General features: G+C 40.3%; 14 protein-coding genes. 13 read left to right on the top strand and 1 reads right to left on the bottom strand.

From position 1 onward, the window contains the following. Positions 1-42 precede the first annotated feature (42 nt). The 13 genes from ACEXOE_RS16455 to ACEXOE_RS16395 all read left to right on the top strand — a co-directional run bounded on the left by ACEXOE_RS16455 (position 43) and on the right by ACEXOE_RS16395 (position 20162). Positions 43-3501, top strand: coding sequence for a hypothetical protein (locus ACEXOE_RS16455; RefSeq protein WP_394750093.1), 3459 nt, complete (start codon positions 43-45; stop codon positions 3499-3501). A gap of 26 nt (positions 3502-3527) precedes the next feature. Then, positions 3528-4802 (top strand): glycoside hydrolase family 17 protein, encoded by a 1275-nt coding sequence (locus ACEXOE_RS16450; RefSeq protein ID WP_394749934.1) that lies wholly within the window; start codon positions 3528-3530, stop codon positions 4800-4802. Between the two features lie 44 nt (positions 4803-4846). Next, a complete protein-coding gene (locus ACEXOE_RS16445; RefSeq protein WP_394749933.1) occupies positions 4847-6325 on the top strand; it encodes a glycoside hydrolase family 30 protein in 1479 nt (492 codons plus the stop codon). A 50-nt stretch (positions 6326-6375) separates the two neighbouring features. Next, positions 6376-7941, top strand: coding sequence for an MFS transporter (locus tag ACEXOE_RS16440; RefSeq protein WP_394749932.1), 1566 nt, complete (start codon positions 6376-6378; stop codon positions 7939-7941). A gap of 26 nt (positions 7942-7967) precedes the next feature. Continuing rightward, positions 7968-8876, top strand: a complete 909-nt coding sequence (locus ACEXOE_RS16435; RefSeq protein ID WP_394749931.1) for a glycoside hydrolase family 17 protein — start codon at positions 7968-7970, stop codon at positions 8874-8876. 353 nt (positions 8877-9229) lie between these two features. Then, a complete protein-coding gene (locus ACEXOE_RS16430; protein WP_394749930.1) occupies positions 9230-10870 on the top strand; it encodes a TldD/PmbA family protein in 1641 nt (546 codons plus the stop codon). A 33-nt stretch (positions 10871-10903) separates the two neighbouring features. Further along, positions 10904-12220 (top strand): TldD/PmbA family protein, encoded by a 1317-nt coding sequence (locus tag ACEXOE_RS16425; protein WP_394749929.1) that lies wholly within the window; start codon positions 10904-10906, stop codon positions 12218-12220. A gap of 121 nt (positions 12221-12341) precedes the next feature. Next, positions 12342-12962, top strand: a complete 621-nt coding sequence (locus tag ACEXOE_RS16420; protein WP_394749928.1) for a DUF4159 domain-containing protein — start codon at positions 12342-12344, stop codon at positions 12960-12962. Between the two features lie 17 nt (positions 12963-12979). Beyond that, positions 12980-13969, top strand: coding sequence for an AAA family ATPase (locus tag ACEXOE_RS16415; protein WP_394749927.1), 990 nt, complete (start codon positions 12980-12982; stop codon positions 13967-13969). 9 nt (positions 13970-13978) lie between these two features. Then, positions 13979-14875, top strand: a complete 897-nt coding sequence (locus tag ACEXOE_RS16410) for a DUF58 domain-containing protein (RefSeq protein ID WP_394749926.1) — start codon at positions 13979-13981, stop codon at positions 14873-14875. A 1-nt stretch (position 14876) separates the two neighbouring features. Then, complete coding sequence (locus tag ACEXOE_RS16405) at positions 14877-16172, top strand: BatA domain-containing protein (protein WP_394749925.1); 1296 nt, start codon at positions 14877-14879, stop codon at positions 16170-16172. Then, positions 16157-18394 carry a tryptophan-rich sensory protein gene (locus ACEXOE_RS16400; RefSeq protein WP_394749924.1) on the top strand — a complete coding sequence of 746 codons (2238 nt, stop codon included), beginning with the start codon at positions 16157-16159 and terminating at the stop codon, positions 18392-18394. The genes ACEXOE_RS16405 and ACEXOE_RS16400 overlap by 16 nt, the downstream gene beginning before the upstream one ends. Then, positions 18387-20162: a hypothetical protein gene (locus ACEXOE_RS16395; RefSeq protein ID WP_394749923.1), complete on the top strand. Its 1776-nt coding sequence runs from the start codon at positions 18387-18389 to the stop codon at positions 20160-20162. The genes ACEXOE_RS16400 and ACEXOE_RS16395 overlap by 8 nt, the downstream gene beginning before the upstream one ends. Here ACEXOE_RS16395 and ACEXOE_RS16390 read toward each other — a convergent pair. Further along, positions 20141-20632: a YdeI/OmpD-associated family protein gene (locus tag ACEXOE_RS16390; protein WP_394749922.1), complete on the bottom strand. Its 492-nt coding sequence runs from the start codon at positions 20630-20632 to the stop codon at positions 20141-20143. The two genes, ACEXOE_RS16395 and ACEXOE_RS16390, sit on opposite strands and share 22 nt — an antisense overlap. Between the last annotated feature and the right edge of the window lie 47 nt (positions 20633-20679).

The raw sequence follows: 20679 nt of genomic DNA, 5'->3' as shown, positions 1-20679 counted from the left end.
ATTTTCAAAATTTTCAATAACAAAATTAACCAACACAATTTAATGTCTGGTAAGGATATTTATATCGGTAATTCAAAAATAGGTACGGCTCAAAAAGAAATCACGGGCAAGCTGGTTTTGTTTGAAAACGAAAATTATTATAAGATTTCGAACTACGATACCATGCGCCCCTTTTTCATGAGCATTGTTAGCGATTCCAATCATTGGATGTTTATTTCGAGTAACGGCGGCCTCTCCGCTGGAAGAAAGAATTCGGCTTCTGCATTATTTCCGTATTACACGGATGATAAGATTACGGAATCGGCGGATATCACAGGAAGTAAAACGATATTTCATGTGCATAAAGAAGGTAAAACCTATCTATGGGAACCTTTTTCCGATCGTTATATAGGAATCTATAGTGTTCATAGAAATTTATACAAGAACAGCTATGGCAATAAGGTGGTGTTCGAGGAGGTCAATGATGATCTAGGACTTATTTTTAGATATCATTGGAATTCCAGCAATACCTATGGTTTTGTAAAAAAATCTACTATTATCAATCAAACGTATGATGCTATAGCCTTAACCGTATTGGATGGTATTCAGAACATTATGCCTTATGGGGTTGATCCCAATTTACAAAATGCGAGTAGTAATCTGGTGGATGCCTATAAGAAAAGTGAGCTGGAAAAGGAGATTGGTTTGGGAATTTATGCACTTAGTGCCATTATTGTGGATAAGGCAGAGCCAAGTGAGGCCTTGAAAGCAGCTACAGTATGGTCTACGGGAATCAAAAATGCAAACTATTTGATATCTGCGCTACAACTGAATGCCTTTAGAGAAGGACAGGCTATTGTACAAGAGATAGACGTTAAGGCTGAAAAAGGAGCCTACTTTGTTCATGGGGACATCCAACTAGAGCCAAAGACGGAGAAAAAGTGGATGTTGATTGCAGAAGTAAATCAATCCAAAGTAGACATAAGTCAAATTGCCCAGTGGATCAGGACGGAAAAGGATCTTTATGGTAAAGTTGAAGAAGACATCGCAAGAGGTTCTCAACGATTACTAGCCTTAAATGCCGCTTCTGATGGCCTACAATTAACGGCAGATAAACTTAGAAATACGCGTCATTTTTCCAATACCCTCTTTAATATTATGCGTGGGGGTATTTTTGACAATGCCTATGCCATGGAAAGAGAGGACTTCCTAGCCTATATCCAAAAGGCAAATAGAACATTGTACAAAGAAAAAAAGGAAGATTTAAGGGCACTGCCGGCGCATTTTACCCTTAGTGACCTTAGGGCTTTGGGGGCTAAAGAAGACAATACGCATTTTAAAAGGCTTGCTTTTGAATACATGCCCTTAAAGTTTAGTAGAAGACACGGGGACCCTAGTCGCCCATGGAATAGATTTTCTATCAATACGGAAACCGATGATGGGAAAAAAGTATTGGATTATGAAGGGAATTGGAGAGATATCTTTCAGAATTGGGAAGCATTGGTCTACTCCTATCCTGCTTTTATTGAAAGCATGATTCATAAATTTCTAAATGCCACTACTTTTGATGGATATAATCCTTATCGCGTAACCAAAGATGGCTTTGATTGGGAGATTATAGAACCAGATGATCCATGGTCTTATATTGGATATTGGGGAGATCACCAAATCATATATTTGCTTAAGTTTTTGGAATGTATAGAACAGCATTATCCACAGCGATTGGCATCTTATTTTGATCAGAATATTTTTGTTTACGCCAATGTACCTTATAAAATAAAAGGATATCAGGCTATTCTTGATAATCCAAAAGATACCATTGTATTTGATGAGGAATTGGATGCAAAAATCAATAAAGAGCGGAAAAAATTAGGAGCCGATGCCGCACTGTTGAAAGACAAAGATCAGGCTATTTACCAAGTGAATTTATTGGAGAAATTGCTTACTACATTATTAGCTAAAGTATCCAATTTTATCCCTGAGGGGGGCATTTGGATGAATACGCAGCGCCCGGAATGGAATGATGCCAATAATGCTTTAGTGGGTAATGGGGTTTCCATGGTAACGCTTTGTTACCTCCGCAGATTTTTGCACTTTTTTGAATGTATTGTCGAAAAAGCTCCGGATATGGAGTATCGCATCTCCAAGGAACTTGTAACCTTTTTTAATGAGGTGCGTGTGAACTTGGTAAAAAACCTAGGGATACTTTCAGGGAAAGTATCCGATGCAGACCGCAAAACCGTAATGGATGGTTTAGGAAATGCAGGGAGCGATTTTAGAAATGAAATCTATGCAAATGGCTTCAGCAACACCACAGGGAAATTGAGTAAGGACGATGTATTGCAGTTTGTTCAGGTAACTTTAAAACATCTCGATCATAGTATCGATGCGAATAAGAGAACCGACAAGCTGTTCCATTCTTATAACATCATGACCGTTGAGAATAGTACTGAGGTCTCTATTTCCTATCTGTCCGAAATGTTGGAAGGGCAAGTTGCCGTATTGAGTTCTGGTTATATCTCCAGTGAAACTTCAGTACAACTATTGGATGCCCTAAAAAAGAGCGATCTGTTCCGGGAGGATCAATACAGTTACATACTATATCCCAATAAGGAGCTTCCGCGATTTTCTGAGAAGAACAATATTCCTTCGGGCATCATTGAAAAATCGGAATTGATACAACAACTTTTAAAGGATGGGAATGTCCAAATTGTGGCAAAAGACGTTGAGGGAAGGTATAGTTTTAATGGCAATTTTAATAATGCCGAAAGCTTAAAAGAAGCCCTGTCTCAACTTGATGAAGAGGTCTATGGAACGCTTGTTGAAAAGGAACGCGGGCTTTTGTTGGCATCTTTTGAGGAAATATTCAATCATAAAGCCTTTACGGGGCGTTCCGGAACCTTCTTTGGATATGAAGGATTGGGGTCCATCTATTGGCATATGGTATCCAAGTTTTTGTTAAGCGTCCAAGAAACTGCGTTAAGGGCCATAGAAAATGGAGAAAGTGCAGAAACTATTGGCCGATTATTGGAACATTATTATGAGATCAATGAAGGCATTGGTGTGCATAAGTCCCCTGAACTATATGGTGCTTTCCCTACAGATCCGTATTCCCACACCCCTGCAGGAAAAGGCGCCCAACAACCGGGTATGACTGGGCAAGTAAAAGAAGATATTTTAAGTAGGTTTGGAGAACTTGGCGTTTTCGTGCGTCATGGCAGCTTACATTTTCGTCCGTATCTATTGCGAAAAGAAGAGTTTTTAAAAAGAGCCATTTCCTCAAAATATATCAATAGCAATCAGAAAGTAAAAGAAATTCAATTGGAGAAAGACAGCTTGTTTTTTACCTATTGTCAAACTCCCATTGTGTATAGGCTCTCGGAAGAGGAAGGAATACGCCTGATAGCCAGAGATCATGGGGTTTTTGAATTTGAAGGTTTGGAGCTCCCCATGGAATGGAGCGATACGGTATTTAATAGAACCGGTGATATCGAAAAGATTATAGTTTCGGTCAAAAAATAAAAAGAGAACAGTTAAAACAAGGAAGTATGAAGAACTATGTTAAAATAATGAACTACACCGTACTCTTATTACTAGTTTTTTCATGTAAAAACACCACCAAATCAGAAAATAATACAGCCATAGTGAAAAAAGAATTAAGTATGAGTGCAAAGGATATTCTGGGGAATCCGGAGTATTTGGCAATGTCGTATGGAGGTTACAGACACGTGGATCACGATATTGAACCTACTTTGGAAGAGCTAAAGGAAGACTTAAAGATTCTGGCAGCAATGAAGATCAAGCTTTTGCGGACGTATAAAGTGCACTTGCCACAGGCAAGTAATCTCCTTAAGGCCATTGATGCCCTGAAAAAAGAAGATCCCAGTTTTGAAATGTACGTCATGTTGGGGGCTTGGATAGATTGTAAAAATGCCTGGACCGATCAAGAACCCGATCATAATGAGGAGAGCGAAAGGAATGCGGTTGAAATCGCTACGACGGTAAAATTGGCAAAACAATATCCGGATATTGTGAAAGTCATTGCCGTGGGCAATGAAGCCATGGTAAAGTGGGCCGCAAGTTATTTTGTACAACCTGGAGTTATTCTAAAATGGGTGAATCATCTTCAAGAATTGAAAAAAACTGGGGAACTTCCAGAAGATTTGTGGATTACAAGTTCAGATAATTTTGCTTCTTGGGGTGGCGGCGATACGGAATATCACGTGGAAGATTTAAACAAATTGATCGCTGCGGTTGATTTTCTATCCGTACATACCTATCCCATGCACGATACCCATTACAATCCTGATTTTTGGGGAGTTCGGGAAGAAGAAAAGGAATCATCCGATTTAGAAAAAATAGAAGCAGCCATGTTGCGGGCCAAGTCTTACGCCATGTCGCAATATCAGGGCGTGAAAGAGTATATGGAAAGTTTGGGAATCAATAAGCCCATACACATTGGAGAAACCGGTTGGGCAACCCTATCCAATGGGCATTACGGGCCAGAAGGTTCTAAGGCTACAGATGAATACAAAGAAGGATTGTATTATAAACATATGCGGGATTGGACCAATGCAGAGGGCATCTCATGCTTCTATTTTGAGGGTTTTGATGAACAATGGAAGGATGCCGGAAATCCTTTGGGCTCAGAAAATCATTTTGGGCTGATCAATCTAAAAAGTCAGGCCAAATTCGCCATTTGGGATTTAGTGGATAAGGGAGTATTTGAAGGACTTACAAGAGATGGGAAACCCATTACGAAAACCTATAATGGGGATAAGAGTGCATTAATGAAGGAAGTAAGTGCCCCGCCCTACCAATAATGGAAGCTAAAAAAACACATAAAGGAATTGCTTGTTCCAAAACTATGGGAAGAAGTCTACTTGTGTTGTTCATCGTATTCACACTTAATGGTTGTATGAAGATAGAAAAAGAACTGGAAGTGACCATCTATGAAACTTCGGCCAATGGAAATAGGCTTAAGGAGCTTCAACCTGCTTCTTCGGCTTCCGGAGCAATAGAAATAAGGGTGTTGCCTAAGGAACAATACCAGACGATTACCGGTTTTGGCGGATCTTTTACAGAAGCTTCTGCACACTTGCTCAATCAAATGGGAGAGGACAATAGATCCAAAATTTTAAATGCTTATTTCAGTGAACAAGGGGCCAATTATTCCTTGACCCGAACGCATATGAATTCCTGTGATTTTTCATTGAGCAATTATTCCTATGCCCCTGTAGCAGGGGATATGGATTTAAAACATTTTTCTATTGAGGAAGATAAGGACGATATCATACCTATGATTCAGGAGGCCATGGAGCTATCAAAAGATGGGTTCAAGATCATATCCTCCCCTTGGACCGCTCCTCCATGGATGAAGGATAATAACGATTGGAGAGGAGGGCAATTATTACCCGAATATAAGGATACTTGGGCGCTGTTCTTTTCAAAATATATAGATGCCTATAAGGCCGAAGGGATAGACATTTGGGGATTTACTATAGAGAACGAACCTTTAGGAAATGACAATAATTGGGAAAGTATGCATTTTACGGCAGAAGAAATGACCCGTTTTGTGCAGCATCATCTAGGTCCCAAACTAGAAGCTGATGGTCATGAGGTGAAATTGTTGGGCTATGATCAAAATCGGGAACATCTAAAGGATTGGGTAGATGTCATGTATAAAAATGGGGAAACATCCAAATATTATGATGGTACAGCAATACATTGGTATGCCAGCACTTTTGAGGTTTTTCCGGAGGCCTTGCAATATGCCCATCAAAAAGCTCCTGTAAAACATTTGATCCAAACAGAAGCCTGTGTTGATGCCGAAATTCCGAAATGGCAGGACGACGCTTGGTATTGGAAGAAAGAGGCCACGGATTGGGGTTGGGATTGGGCTCCTGAAAAAGATAAACATTTGCATCCCAAATATGCTCCAGTGCACCGCTATGCAAGAGACATTATAGGTTGCCTTAACAATTGGGTCGACGGTTGGGTAGATTGGAATATGCTATTGGACAAACAAGGGGGACCAAATTGGTTTAAAAACTGGTGCGTGGCCCCGGTAATCGTGGACCCAGAAAAGGATGAGGTGTATTTTACCCCCATTTATTATGCCATGGCACATTTCAGCAAATTTATACGGCCCGGTGCCACGCGTATCGGCATTAATTCCTCCGATGAAAAAATATTGGTAACCGCCGCAAAAAACCCCGATGACTCTATTGCTGTTGTCGTTTTTAATGAAGGCAAAAACAGCAAGCACCTACAACTTTTCTTAGAAGAAAAAAGTGTTTATGTACCGCTGAATGCACAGGCGATACAAACCATAATAATTAAATAAGGTTAACGAGGCACCATTAAGGTGAAACGCTACCAACTAAACAAACAATTATGAGTCAAGTAAAAACAGTTTCGAAAGACAAAGTCCCTGTAGGGCAAAAAGCTGCCTTTGGAGCAGGACATTTTATACTCAATATTTTGCCGGGTACTCTAGGCGTTTTTATTCAATTTTTCCTCCTAACGGCCTGGGGAGTAGATCCGTTATGGGCAGGTTTATTAGGAGGGCTTCCGAGGATATTTGACTCTATAACAGATCCTATCATGGGCTTTATTTCAGACAATACCAAATCCAGATGGGGGCGTAGAAGACCTTATATTTTCATTGGAGCAATTATTAGTGGTATTCTCTTTTTCCTAATGTGGCAAATAGATGATAATGCTTCGCAATCCTACATTATTTGGCATGTAATGGTGTTGCAGTTGTTGTTCCTTATTGGAAATACCATGTTTGCCACCCCTCTAGTGGGATTGGGATACGAAATGACATCGGATTATAACGAACGAACTCGTTTAATGGCCTTCTCCAATACGATGGGACAGATCGCTTGGATTATTGTTCCTTGGTTGTATGTAATCATTCCCGATTCGGAGACCTTTAATACCCAAACAGAAGGGGTAAGGACTATGGCTCTTATCGTAGGGGCGATGTGCATTGTCTTTGGAATTCTACCGGCCTTATTCTGTAGAGGTATTGACTCTGCCAATATGGAAAATAGGAAAGAGATCAATCTTAAAACCCTTGCTTCAAATATGAAAGATTTATTTGCGGGCATTGTTCAAGTTTCCAAAAACAAACCCTTTATGAAATTATGTGGAGCGACATTCTTGGTTTTCAATGGCTTTCAACTTGTTGCTGCATTTGGGGTGTTTATCATTGTCTTCTACATGTATAATGGTAGTTATGAAATGGCAGGGACCTGGCCTGCTTGGTTTAATACCATCAATGCCATGATTACCGCATTTTTGGTAATTCCTATCATTTCCAAAATGGCGAACAAATGGGGAAAGCGAAAAGCATTTATTATTTCTACCACCTTATCTATTGTAGGATATGTGTTGAAATGGTGGGGATTTGATAAGGAATTAAACAGTCAATTTAATCAGACAGGTTTCGGGAAAAGTCTAAATTCTGGCATTAGTTCTCTTTTCGAAACCTTGAATCCTGTATTGGATAACATAGGCATGTCATGGTTCTCTATTGACCCGGGAAGCGAAGTTCCTTGGTTGATTTTTGTGCCAATTCCATTATTTGCCTTTGGTATGGGAGGTCTTTTTACCTTGATGATGTCCATGACGGCCGATGTTTGCGATTTGGATGAGTTGGAGAATGGAATGCCGAGAAAAGAAGGAACTTTTGGCGCTATTTATTGGTTAATGGTTAAGATTGGCCAGTCCATAGCACTCGTTTTGGGAGGTGTTATCTTAAGTATAGTAGGATTTGATCCAAATGTGACCGAGCAAACAATTGAGACAATGAATGGATTAAGGATAGCAGATATCATAGTGCCTTCAGCTACAGCGGCATTGGCCATTTGGGTGATGTGGAAGTATAGCTTAAACGAAACAAGAGCGCGCGAAATTAAAGCGGAACTAGTGAAGCGGAGAGGGGAATTATAATCATAATTTAAAATAAAGAAACAATAATGTCATATAGAGAAGGCCATCATTTTTCCCTGGCAAAACAAAAGTATACCGGGCATGCCGGGGTAGATTTTAGTGCTATTTCCGAAGAGGAATTAAAAGCATTGTGGTTAGAAACGTTACAAAATGGAATGCACGGTCTCTGCTTTAGTATGTATGAAGACGGGCAGGAACCTGGTGATATCATTACCGAAGCACAAGTAGAACGCCGAATTAAGATTATAAAACCTTATACACAATGGGTGCGTTCTTTTTCCTGTATTGAAGGAAATGAACATATTCCAAGAATAGCCCATAAGCATGGAATGAAAACTTTGGTGGGTGCCTGGTTGGGCAATGATTTGGAATTGAATGAAAAAGAAATAGAAGGGTTGATCACATTGGCCAAAGAAGGTTGCGTGGATATTGCCGCTGTTGGGAATGAAGTCATGTATAGAGACGACCTAACAGAAGAGCAATTGTTGGCCTATATCTATCGTGTTAAAGAAGCCTTGCCCGATATTGAGGTAGGCTATGTGGATGCCTATTACGAATTTTCACATCGTCCAAGAATTACAGAAGCTTGTGACATTATCCTATCCAATTGCTATCCGTATTGGGAAGGTTGCCCCATTGAATATGCCTTGAACCATATGCAGCAGATGTTCGGACAGGCTACGGATGCGGCAAATGGTAAAAAAGTGATTATTACCGAAACGGGCTGGCCAAGCCAGGGCAGTAGTCTAAAAGGTGCTGTTTCAACTGCCGAGAATGCCATGAAATATTTTATCAATACCCAAGTATGGGCCGCTAAGGAAAATATTGAAATTTTCTATTTTTCTTCTTTCGACGAATCATGGAAAACAGGCGATGAAGGCGATGTTGGAGCATATTGGGGGCTTTGGGATAAAGATGAAAATCTGAAATTTTAATACTCATATCTAGTTAAAGTCCTTAGAGAACCCGGTGGTAACACCGGGTTTTTTAATGCCCTTTGGCCTTGTTTCATTTGATTTTGCAAAGGCCAACGGACCTAGTATGGTTTAGGAATGGTATACCATACTGGAATATGCATTGAATAAAAGCGTGGGATTTGCGAATAATGACATCCTTTTCAAGTAGTTAAAGGTCTGCCAACTTCCTTGTTATGTAATAGTTTTTTTCTACTTTTAAAGCAAAGGTGTTTCGCAAAATCCAGGATCATTTCAAGAAATCCTGAGCATGACTTTTTGGGAATACCAATAGAACATTATAAATATTCAACCAATCAAAATTCGAAGTATCTATGAAACGAAGAGATTTTGTACAATATGCTGGGTTGGGAGCAGGGGCAATGATGATGCCCTCCTTACTGATGGGGAACGAGATTCCCGTAGAAGCATTGCTAGATCCAGGAATGGATGTAGCCATTAAAAAAAGAATGGCGGATGTTGCCCTTAATACGGCAAAATCCTTAGGCGCTACCTATGCCGATGCCAGAATTGGAAGATACCTGAACCAATTTGTATTTACACGGGAAGATAAAGTGCAGAACGTTGTGAATACGGAATCTTTTGGTATTGGAATTCGTGTAATAGCCAATGGTACATGGGGTTTTGCTTCCACAAATGATGTTTCGGAAGCTGGAATTCAGAAAGCGACCAATCAAGCTGTGGCCATTGCCAAAGCGAATTCAAAAATTCAAAAAGTTCCGGTAACCTTGGCCCCTGTGGCCTCCTATGGGGAAGTTTCATGGAAAACACCCATAAAGAAAAATTTTAAAGATGTTCCCGTTTCGGAAAAAGTAGATTTATTGTTGAGTGCCAATGCTGCAGCTTTGAAGAATGGAGCCAATTATGTGAATTCGGGCCTCTTTATGGTAAATGAGCAAAAGTATTTTGCTTCTACGGAAGGCTCTTATATCGATCAGGATATCCATCGTATTTGGCCTACTTTTGGTGTCACTGCTATTGACCGATCTACAGGGAAATTTAAATCAAGACAGTCATTAAGTGCTCCCATGGGTATGGGATACGAATATATGGATGGCCTTGCTTCCGAAAAACTAAAAGGTCCGGCAGGTCTTAATTTATATCGAGGAAGTTATGATATCGTAGAAGATGCTACCTTAGCCGCCAAGCAGGCCAAAGAGATGTTGACGGCAAAATCAGTTGAAGCTGGAAAATATGATTTGGTACTGGAACCAAATCATTTGGGACTCACCATTCATGAGTCGGTAGGACATCCATTGGAGCTCGATCGGGTATTGGGATATGAAGCCAACTATGCGGGAACGAGTTTCGCAACGCTGGATAAATGGAAATCCAAAAACTTTAAGTACGGAAGTGATATTGTTAATCTGGTAGCAGACAAAGTACAACGGGGGTCCCTTGGTGCTGTAGGCTATGATGATGAAGGGGTAAAAACCAAGCAGTGGGATTTGGTGCGCAATGGAATATTGACCAATTATCAGGCCATTCGAGATCAAGTACATATGATCGATCAGAATGAATCCCATGGATGCTGTTATGCTCAAAGTTGGAACGATGTGCAGTTTCAACGTATGCCCAATGTTTCCTTAGAGGCCGGAAAAGAGAAATATTCCATAGACGATATGATCAAAGATGTGGAAAAAGGAATCTATATTGCTGGTAGGGGATCCTATTCCATTGATCAGCAACGTTATAATTTTCAATTTGGCGGAACGGTCTTTTTGGAGATCAAAAATGGAAAAATAGTAGGCATGTTAGATGATGTGGCTTACCAATCCAATACACAGGAATTCTGGAATTCCTGTACTAAAATTTGTGATGAAAGTGACTATCGCATGTTTGGATCGTTTTTCGACGGTAAAGGGCAACCTTCCCAGGTGAGCGCCGTTTCTCATGGTAGTGCAACTACTCGCTTTAATAACATTAACGTCATTAACACGGGCAGAACCATTTAAAATCTTGTTTTACTACAAAAAATTAAAAATATCATGGCAATTTATACAAAAGAAGAAGCGAGAAAGATATTGGAAAAAGCGCTGAGTTTTTCCAAGGCTGATGCTTGCGAAATCAATATTAGCGGAAGTGAAAGTGGCAATATCCGTTATGCCCGGAATACGGTGTCCACGGCGGGGCATCGGTCTAACCAAACTTTAGTGGTGCAATCCAATTTTGGAAAGAAGTCCGGAACGGCGACCATAGATGAATTCGATGATGCTTCCCTACAAAAAGTAGTGGCTAGGGCAGAAGAACTGGCCAAACTCTCTCCGGAAAATCCAGAATTTATGCCGCCGCTTGGTCCCCAGACGTATGACAAATCCATTACCTATAATGAGGCAACTGCCAATATTACTCCAGAATTTAGAGCAGAAGTAGCCAATAGTAGTATTGAGCCTGCTTTGGCCAAAGACACTACTGCGGCAGGCTTTTTTAATGATTCTACAAGCTTTAGTGCAATGTTAAATTCCAATGGCCTGTTTGCATACGATAAAACAAGTGGTTCCAATTTTACGGTCACCATGCGGACAAATGATGGGACCGGATCCGGTTGGGTAACTCGAGATTATAACGATATTACAAAGTTCAATGCTGCTAAAGCATCAAAAATAGCTATAGACAAAGCAGTACTATCAAGAGAGGCCAAAGCCATTGAACCCGGAAAATATACGGTAATTTTAGAACCCGCTGCCTCGGTTGGACTTTTGGGCAATATGTCTGGGGCTTTTAACGCGCGTACAGCAGACGAAGGCAGAAGTTTTATGTCCAAAGAAGGCGGAGGAACCAAGTTAGGGGAAAAGATAGTGGACGAAAGGGTAAATATATGGTCTGACCCACTTCATCCTGAAGTACCCACAAGCACGTGGAATGGCGCTGGCCAAGCCCTGAAAAAAATGAATTGGATTGAAAAGGGGGTAGTTAAAAACTTAGCTTACGGTCGTTTTTGGGCCAAAGAAAAAGGTGTGGACCCTGTTCCTTTTCCATCTAATTTTATCATGCAAGGGGGAGATGCCTCATTGGAAGACTTGATCAAAGGCACTAAAAAGGGAATTCTAGTAACACGTCTTTGGTATATCCGTACCGTGGACCCACAAACATTGCTCTATACAGGACTGACCAGAGATGGGACTTTCTATATTGAAAATGGAAAAATAAAACATCCGGTCAAGAATTTTAGATTTAATGAAAGCCCTATTATCATGTTGAATAATTTGGAAGCTTTGGGCCAACAAGTACGTATCAATGGGAATCTTATTCCTTATATGAAAATACGGGATTTTACATTCACAAGTTTATCCGACGCGGTATAACAGAAGTATAGGAACATAAACTGGTTACTTTGATCTGTCATCTTAACCAGTTTTTTATTTGTATATCCTCAAAAACTATCTTCTCATATAGAAAATGGTACAGCTTTAAAAATATAATGGATTGAACAATAAATTCTTCTTTACCCGCTTACAATACGAATCTGGCGATTGGGATGTGGATCAACGCATGCCTTCCAATTTATTGAATTCACTGGTGGAGTATACTACCTTGGAAGTAGATACTCAGGAAAAGATTATTAGCCTGAGCAGTGACGAAATATTCAAAAGTCCCTTTTGTTATATTTCCGGACATAAATTAGTGCAGTTTACGAAAGAGGAACGCGAAAATTTCAAAAACTATGTCAACAATGGAGGTTTTGTATTTGCGGATGATTGCAATCATGATATTGACGGCTTGTTTTCCAAATCCTTTGAACGACAAATGGAAGATATATTTGGCATTGGTCAATTAAAAAAAATACCTAATGACCACGAATTGTACAACATATTTTTTGAGTTTGAAGACGGTCCCCCCACAACCTCCCAAGAATTAAATGGTTGGGGAGACGATATTGTGCATGACTATCTCAAGGCCATTGAGGTTAACGGCAGAATAGGGGTATTGTTCAGCAATAAAGATTATGGCTGTGAATGGGATTACGATTTTAGAAATAAACGCTGGTATAAAATAGACAATACCCGCTTTGGCGTAAACATTGTAATGTACGCATTAACCTCCTAAAAGGACGAAGAATAAAAATGGATAAAGATTTAGCAAGTATAGAACAAGAAATACACATACTTACTGGAAAACTTAACGATTTAAGACAAGAAATCGCAAAAGTCATTATAGGACAGGAAGAAACCATAGCACAACTGCTCATTACCTTCCTTGCGGGAGGACATGCTTTATTGGAAGGCGTTCCCGGCTTGGCAAAAACCTTAATGATCAGGACCCTTTCCGAAGCGATAGATCTGGAATTTAAACGGATACAATTTACCCCGGATTTAATGCCTTCGGATATTATTGGAACCGAAATTTTAGAGGAAGATTATAGTACAGGTAAGAAGTTCTTTAAATTTAATAAAGGTCCTCTTTTTGCCCATATTATCCTTGCCGATGAAATCAATAGGACTCCCCCCAAAACACAGGCAGCCTTGTTAGAGGCCATGCAGGAGTTTGAGGTCACCTATTCGGGGAAGACCTATCGTTTGGAACGCCCATTTTTTATTCTGGCTACCCAGAATCCAATAGAACAATCGGGTACCTTTATGCTGCCTGAAGCCCAACAAGACCGTTTCTTATTGTACATCAAAATTGGCTATCCAAGTGAAGCTGATGAAACTACCATCCTAAAAAATACTACAGGGATAAAAAAAGACCAGTTGCGAAAAGTCATCAGTGGGGAAGATATCATACGCCTACAGCATCTGGTGAGAGAAGTTCCAATTAGCGATGAACTCATTACTTATGTCAGCGCTTTGGTTAGGGCGACACGACCAGAAACCACGACCAATACCTACGTTAAAGAGTGGGTGAGTTGGGGTGCAGGGCCCAGGGCAGGGCAGGCTATGATTTTAACCGCAAAGGCGAGAGCTTTATTGGAAGGGAGGTTATCGGTTACCCTAGAAGATATCCAACACATTGCAAAGCCTGTTTTACGGCATAGAATTGTGGTGAACTACAGGGCAGAGTCCGAAGGGATTAGTGCAGATGCGGTTACCACGGCTTTGCTAAAAGCGATTTAGGAAATTAAAATGAAAAACGATTACCACCAATTGTTAAAACCCGAGATCATTAAAACGGTCTCTGGACTTGCTCTTATCGCCAGAATAATTGCAGATGGGTATTTGTCGGGTTATAGTCATAGCAAGCGTGTGGGGTCGGGTATGGAATTCAGTCAATTTAGAACTTATGAACCAGGGGATGATCTGCGGTTGTTGGATTGGAAAATGTTGGCCAGATCGAACCGATATTATATCAAACAAGCCGAAATAGAAACCAATATTACCGTGAAATTTGTTTTGGATGCCAGTAGATCCATGTTGCATACGGAAAAAGGCCTGTCTAAAATGGATTATGGAAGGGTACTTATAGCTACTTTGACGTACATAGCCCACAACCAGGGAGATGCGGTTGGATTATTTGCCCTAAATCAACAGCAACTATATAGCGTATATCCAAAAGTGCAGAAACAGCATTTTAATCGATTATTACAGGAATTGCTATTGGTCAAAAATCAAGGGAAATGGCCAGAGAATGCTAGAGGCATCCAACAGTTACAGCATCGGGGCGGAAAAGAACTTTTGTTTTTTGTTACGGACCTTTACGAACACGGTCAGGAACTTAGTTCATTTGTAAAGCGATTGAAAACTCCAAAAAATGAAGTAGTGGTAATGCACCTCTTAGGGAAAAATGAATTGGAGTTTAATTATAAAGGCATGGTAACCTTTGAAGATTTGGAAACGGGAACAAAGCTTAAAGTAGATGCACAGAGCGCCCAAAAAGAATATTTGAACGCCATGCAGCAGTTTACCAAAAAGATTAAAGAAGATTTGTTAACGCATGCCATTGATTATCATCAATTTGTATTGGGAACTCCAATAGAAGAAGCTATACAATTGTTTTTAAAACGACGAAACAGATTGCGCTAAGATGTTTTTTGCAAATCCTACATACCTATGGGCTTTACTGGGACTTTTGATTCCCATAGCGATACATTTGTGGAGCAAAAAAGAAGGAAATACCATTCAGGTAGGGAGCATTCAATTTCTTGAGGAATCAGAGGCAAAACAGAGTAAGCGCATTCAGTGGAATGAATTACTGTTACTATTGCTTCGATTGTTGATTTTAACGGTACTGGTCTGTATTCTGGCCGCTCCACAGATAAGGAGAAATCTAGAAAAAACTTCCTTGACCTATCTTGTTGAACCGAGCTTGTTGGGGAATCCCGAGATGAAAAACATCTTGGATACTATAAATCAAGATTTGGAAGTGCGGTTACTTCAGGAGGGCTTCCCTGAAATTGAAGGGTACAATACTCTAGGACGGTCAGAGGAGCCCCCTGCCTATTGGCAATTGGCGCAGCAAATGGGATCGCTACGAACAGATAGTATCGTGGTATTTACCAAGGCCCTATTATTGGGTATAAAGGGACAACGTCCACAAGTCCCTAAAAACATTAACTGGATAGTATTGCCGTTAGAGGCATCGCCCAAAAGCAATGTCATAGGCGTCTTGGATAAAGATACGATTCTGGAATTACAGCTGGTGCAAAGTTCAGGGCGATCTACCATTTTTGAAAAAAGACGCTTAAGCAGAAATAATCAAGACTTAAGATGGAATGAAAACAAGGATAGTCTTATTTTTCACCGCAATATACCTGAAGAAGTTTTTGCAATGACTTCCCCGCAAACTTTTAGGATACAACTGTATTATGTGGATAGTTTGATCAATGAAAAAAATAAGATGGTAGCGGCTTTTAGTGCTTTATCCAAATATTTGGGACATGCTATTGAAGTTGTTCAAAAGCAGGAGGAAGAAGACCTGGAAACCACGGGTTTTGATTTGACCATCTGGTTAAGCGAGAGCGTACCCCAGCGATTTTTTGGTAAAATGCTACGCTACAAGCGAGATGTGTATGCCGATTACTTGATTGCCCCAAGTACGTCAGCACCTATTTTTTATCTCACAGCCCCATTAAATACAGAACATATTATTGAATCCCACTTTGCAGAACAATTAGTGGCATTGTTGGATCTTCCTGATGTAGGTAATCAAATACAGCTAGACCAAAGACAATTGGCCCTAGAGGAATTCCTACCACAGACTATGATTGTTAAAGATCAAAAGGGAGCTATGGCAGTGTTTGATCTTTCCAAATGGTTGTGGCCATTATTGGTTGTATTACTTATTGTAGAACGCTTCACGGCAAAATGGAGAAGACAATAATGACCACAGGATATAAAGTATTAAACGAGTTTAGAAAACGATGGCAATTATTGCAATGGCTAGAGGTACTGCTTTGCGGCTTGGGGCCGGCCTTGTGCTATTACATTGTTTTTAAGCAGGTATTGTTCGCGGTTCTAATTTTTTTGGTCGTCGTGGTCGGGCTATTGATTTTTAAAAGGCCATGGGAAACTACCGTAAAGCGGGTCATTGGATTTGTAGATCGCAAAGTAATGTCCGCTCAATATAGTTCCGGTCTTTTGCTGCATCCTAAAAAGGATTTAGCCCCCTTGGCACAATTACAACAATATAGAATTACAGCGCAATTACAGCGGCAATTAAAATCCGTAAATCCGCCCCATCACCTTAAAAGAGCTGGTCTTGTTCTAGGTGGAAGCTTACTTTTGGGGTTTTTGTTGTTACATTTCAATATCCTCGATCAAATAGGACCTAAGAAGCTGCCCAATGCACTCCAAAACCCAATTGTTTTTAGTCCTAATGACAGTACTGCAATCCAAGAAACCCAAGTTCCCAAAATTATAGAACAGCAATTAAGGATTACCTATCCGGCCTATACAAAGAAGGCAAGCTTTCAAAGTGAAAAAATGGATGTCAGTGCCGTTGAAGGATCTCAATTGACATGGCATATCGGTTTTGATAATCCGGTAGAAAGTGTTTTGATGAAATATGAGGGAAAGGAATATCCCTTAAAATGGACCAAAAAAGGATATGCCATTAGCCTGCCCTTGGAGCGCCCTACCTTTTATAATTTTCGATTTATAAGTGTAGACGGCAGCTCCTATTCTTCAGAATTATATGCATTGGAAGCCCTTAGTGATACAAGGCCACATATTGCCGTTCCAGACTTGGAACAATTTACCACCTATAGCATTGAGGACAAAAAACGATTGGCCGTAAAGACAGTTATTAGCGACGATTATGGGGTGAATAGCGCTAAGATTGTTGCAACGGTAAGCAAAGGATCTGGAGAAGCGGTAAAGTTTCGAGAAGAAGAACTCAATTTTATGGAGTCTTTTTCTGCAGGAACCAAGAAAGTGGTCTTAAACCGAACACTGGATTTGGATGCCTTAAAGATGGAACCGGGAGACGAATTGTATTTTTATATAGAAGCCACTGACCTAAGGACTCCCAAACCCAATAGGTCGCGGAGCGAAACCTTTTTCGCGGTGATTCAGGATACGGTGAGCGATTATTTTGAAGTAGAAGGTACTTTTGGAGTCGATCAATTGCCCGATTATTTCAGGAGTCAGCGCCAGTTGATCATAGATACCGAAAAGTTGCTCAAAGAACGCCCCCAATTGACCAAAGAGGAATTTAAATTTAAAAGCAATGAATTGGGCTTTGATCAGAAAGCACTTCGTTTAAAATATGCCGAATTCATGGGTGAGGAAACGGAATCGGGAGTGGAACATACACATGAGGAAATCGAAACAGGGGAGGAGGAAGACCATGAAAACGAGGATCCTTTGGCCGCCTATACACATGATCATGATAGTGAAAATGAACATAATCTTGTTCCCGATGAAGAACAGAAAAAAGAAAAAGACAACAAAGACCCTTTGGCGGCCTATGTACACAATCATGAAGATCCGGAATCTTCAACCCTATTTACACAGTCGTTAAAAAGTAAACTGCGTCAGGCGCTGAACGAGATGTGGGATTCGGAACTACACCTCCGTTTATATCACCCGGAAACATCCTTACCGTATCAATATCGGGCCTTAAAGTTGATCCAAGAAATAAAGAATAGTGCTCGGATATATGTACACCGTATTGGTTTTGATCCCCCACCGATCAAAGAAGATAAGCGGCTCAGTGGTAAAATTGATGAGGTTTCTGGATTCCGCAAAGATGAAGATATCGCTATAGCACAACAATATCCTGCTATGCGGGAAGCATTACAACGTGCTACGGTACTCGGGCAAGGCAATATACCGATGACAGAAGATGATAGAACAGTTTTTGAAAAAGCAGGAAACGAACTGGCTATCTTAGCCATAGAAAACCCTGGGAAACATCTTAAAACACTACAACAATTGAAGCTTTTGACAGAAAATAAAGGGGGGCAAGTCAGTTTTTTTAAAGAAGTACAATCTGGATTGCTTAAGGCACTTCCGGAAGTACAGGCCAATCCTGCCAAGAGAACATCAAATGAGACTCAAATCAATGCCTTAGTGCTAAAAGAGTTGGAAGCCCATGATTGAAAATCTTAGTTTTTTAAATGAGCATTGGGGGGCGCCCGTACTTGGTGGCGTACTGGTCTTGGCTGTTATTTTCATTTGGAAAGAATGGATGTATTACAGGACGAAACGGTTCTGGCCGAGCGTATTCCTCATCATTATGGCCCTATTTTCACTGGCGATGATTGCTCTTAAACCTGCACTTCCTATTGAAACCAAATCCAATACTATTGTGGTGTGCACTAAAAATTACAATGTAGATCGTTTGGATAGCCTAAAGGAGGTGCACCCAAGAATGACCTTGGTACCCTATACGCCAAATACCCCTATTTTTCAAGATATTTTTGCAAAGGATACCGTATTTGTTTTGGGCGAGGGGGTGGCATCTTTTGATCTATGGCAGCTAAAGGACAAAAAAGTATCCTATCTTGGAGATACCCTACCGCCGGGTATTGTTCGTTATACCTATCCCAAGGAATTGACAGTCGGCAAAACATTATTATTTAAAGGGATGTACAAAGAGGCACAAAAAGAACATCGTCTCGTACTGCAGGCTCCAGGTGATATTGGTTTAGATTCTGTATCCTTGGACCATAGTGAATATCAAGCTTTTGAATTAAAAACTCCTATGAAAGCCGTTGGGAACTATGTGCTGGAGTTGGTGGAGAAAAATAAAATGGGAAATCAAATATCCAAACACTTGATTCCAATAATAGTCAAAGAAGAAAGGCCATTAAAGATTGCCTTGGTCAATGGTTTTCCCACCTTTGAAAGTAAATACCTTAAAAATTACTTAGCGGAAATGGGACATGAGGTGCTGGTACGAAGCAGGCTCACAAAGGGACGTTATAAATATGAATATTTTAATACGACACAAAGGTCCTTAGGCAATTTTAGCAAGGAGAACCTTAAGGGATATGATCTTATTATTATTGATGCGAAATCCCTTAAAAACTTAAATGGTTCCGCAAGAAGTGCACTTGAAGAAGGTATTCGGGAAGATGGTTTGGGCCTTTTTATACAGTCAGATGCATCCTTCTTTAGATCTTCTGGGAATTTGGAACAATTTACCTTCCTTGCAGATCGAAAAACAACAGTTGGTTTTCCGCAAGAATCTAAACTTAAAATCGAAAAATACCCCTATCAATTCGATACAAAAATTGCTGCGGAGGCACTTCAATATGATGATGCCGGCCAAATCGTATCAGGATATAAACGAATGGGTTCGGGCAGAGTAGGGACAAGTCTTTTGGCAAACACCTACGAACTGGTTCTAAAGGGGCGGCAACAGCAATACCGGCAATTATGGTCAACCATTGTTGAAGGCTTGGGGAAAAGAAGGCAGCTAACTTCCTTATTGGATGCGAGTAGTACCATCGCTACCAAAAATGAACCCTATCACTTGGTCTTGAGAACAGAGTTGACTCAGCCAGAACTGGTGACACAAGAAGGGTATTCCATTGCCCTGAAGAACGCTATTGAATTCCCCGAAGTATGGAAAGGGCTAACCTATCCTGTAAAATCAGGTTGGCATAATTTGCATATGGCGCAGGACACTAGTGTTGTATTTTCCTATTTTGTACAGGATAGTAGTACATGGAAGGCCAACCTGGCTTATGAGAAGCGTATGGCCAACAAACGATTGGAAGGATATTATGCGGCAGAATCTAAAAACGAAGGCCAACCATCCGCAATATCCCCTATATTTCTTTATGTTATTTTTCTTGTAAGCATTGGGGGGTTATGGTTGTTGCCCAAACTTTTAAAAGATCATTCCTCTTCCTTGTCGTAGAATTTTAATTTTCTTTGGAGGCGATCCATCATTTTCAGGATACGTTTTACCTTGGTATCTTCGGTCTTAGCAGCATATATCCAATCCAAATAAGCTTTCTGCTCTCCTTCGGTAAAGCTCAAAAAAGTCTGATACAATTCTTTACTTTCTTGTTTAAAGCAAGCTATGATTTCTTCAGGAATAACAAGCTCCGAATCATCTGCGTACAGTAGAATATGCACATAATCCCCTGCCACTTTTTTTATTTTTTTTCGGATTTCGGCCTTTACGGGAAGAAAGAGTTTTCCTTCTCCCATAGGCATTAATTTATACTGTTTAAAGGAAAAGGTATCTATTGACCCCTGTACTTTTACCCAGCCAAAAGGGTTGTCCTTATTTTGAAGAATTTCGGGAATTTCAGCATAAGTCCAACCCCCTTTTCCAGGAAATTTTTTTAAAAGATATTCGGCATCCACTAATGGTGTTTTCAAAAGTATAGTAGGGTTAAGTGATTGGAAATCCGTTTATAGTTCGATTT

The sequence above is a fragment of the Spongiimicrobium salis genome (assembly GCF_043678055.1).
GTDB classification, from domain to species: Bacteria; Bacteroidota; Bacteroidia; order Flavobacteriales; family Flavobacteriaceae; genus Spongiimicrobium; species Spongiimicrobium salis.
The sequence above is the reverse complement of the archived record's forward strand: the minus strand, read 5'-3'. Positions and strand labels throughout refer to the sequence as shown.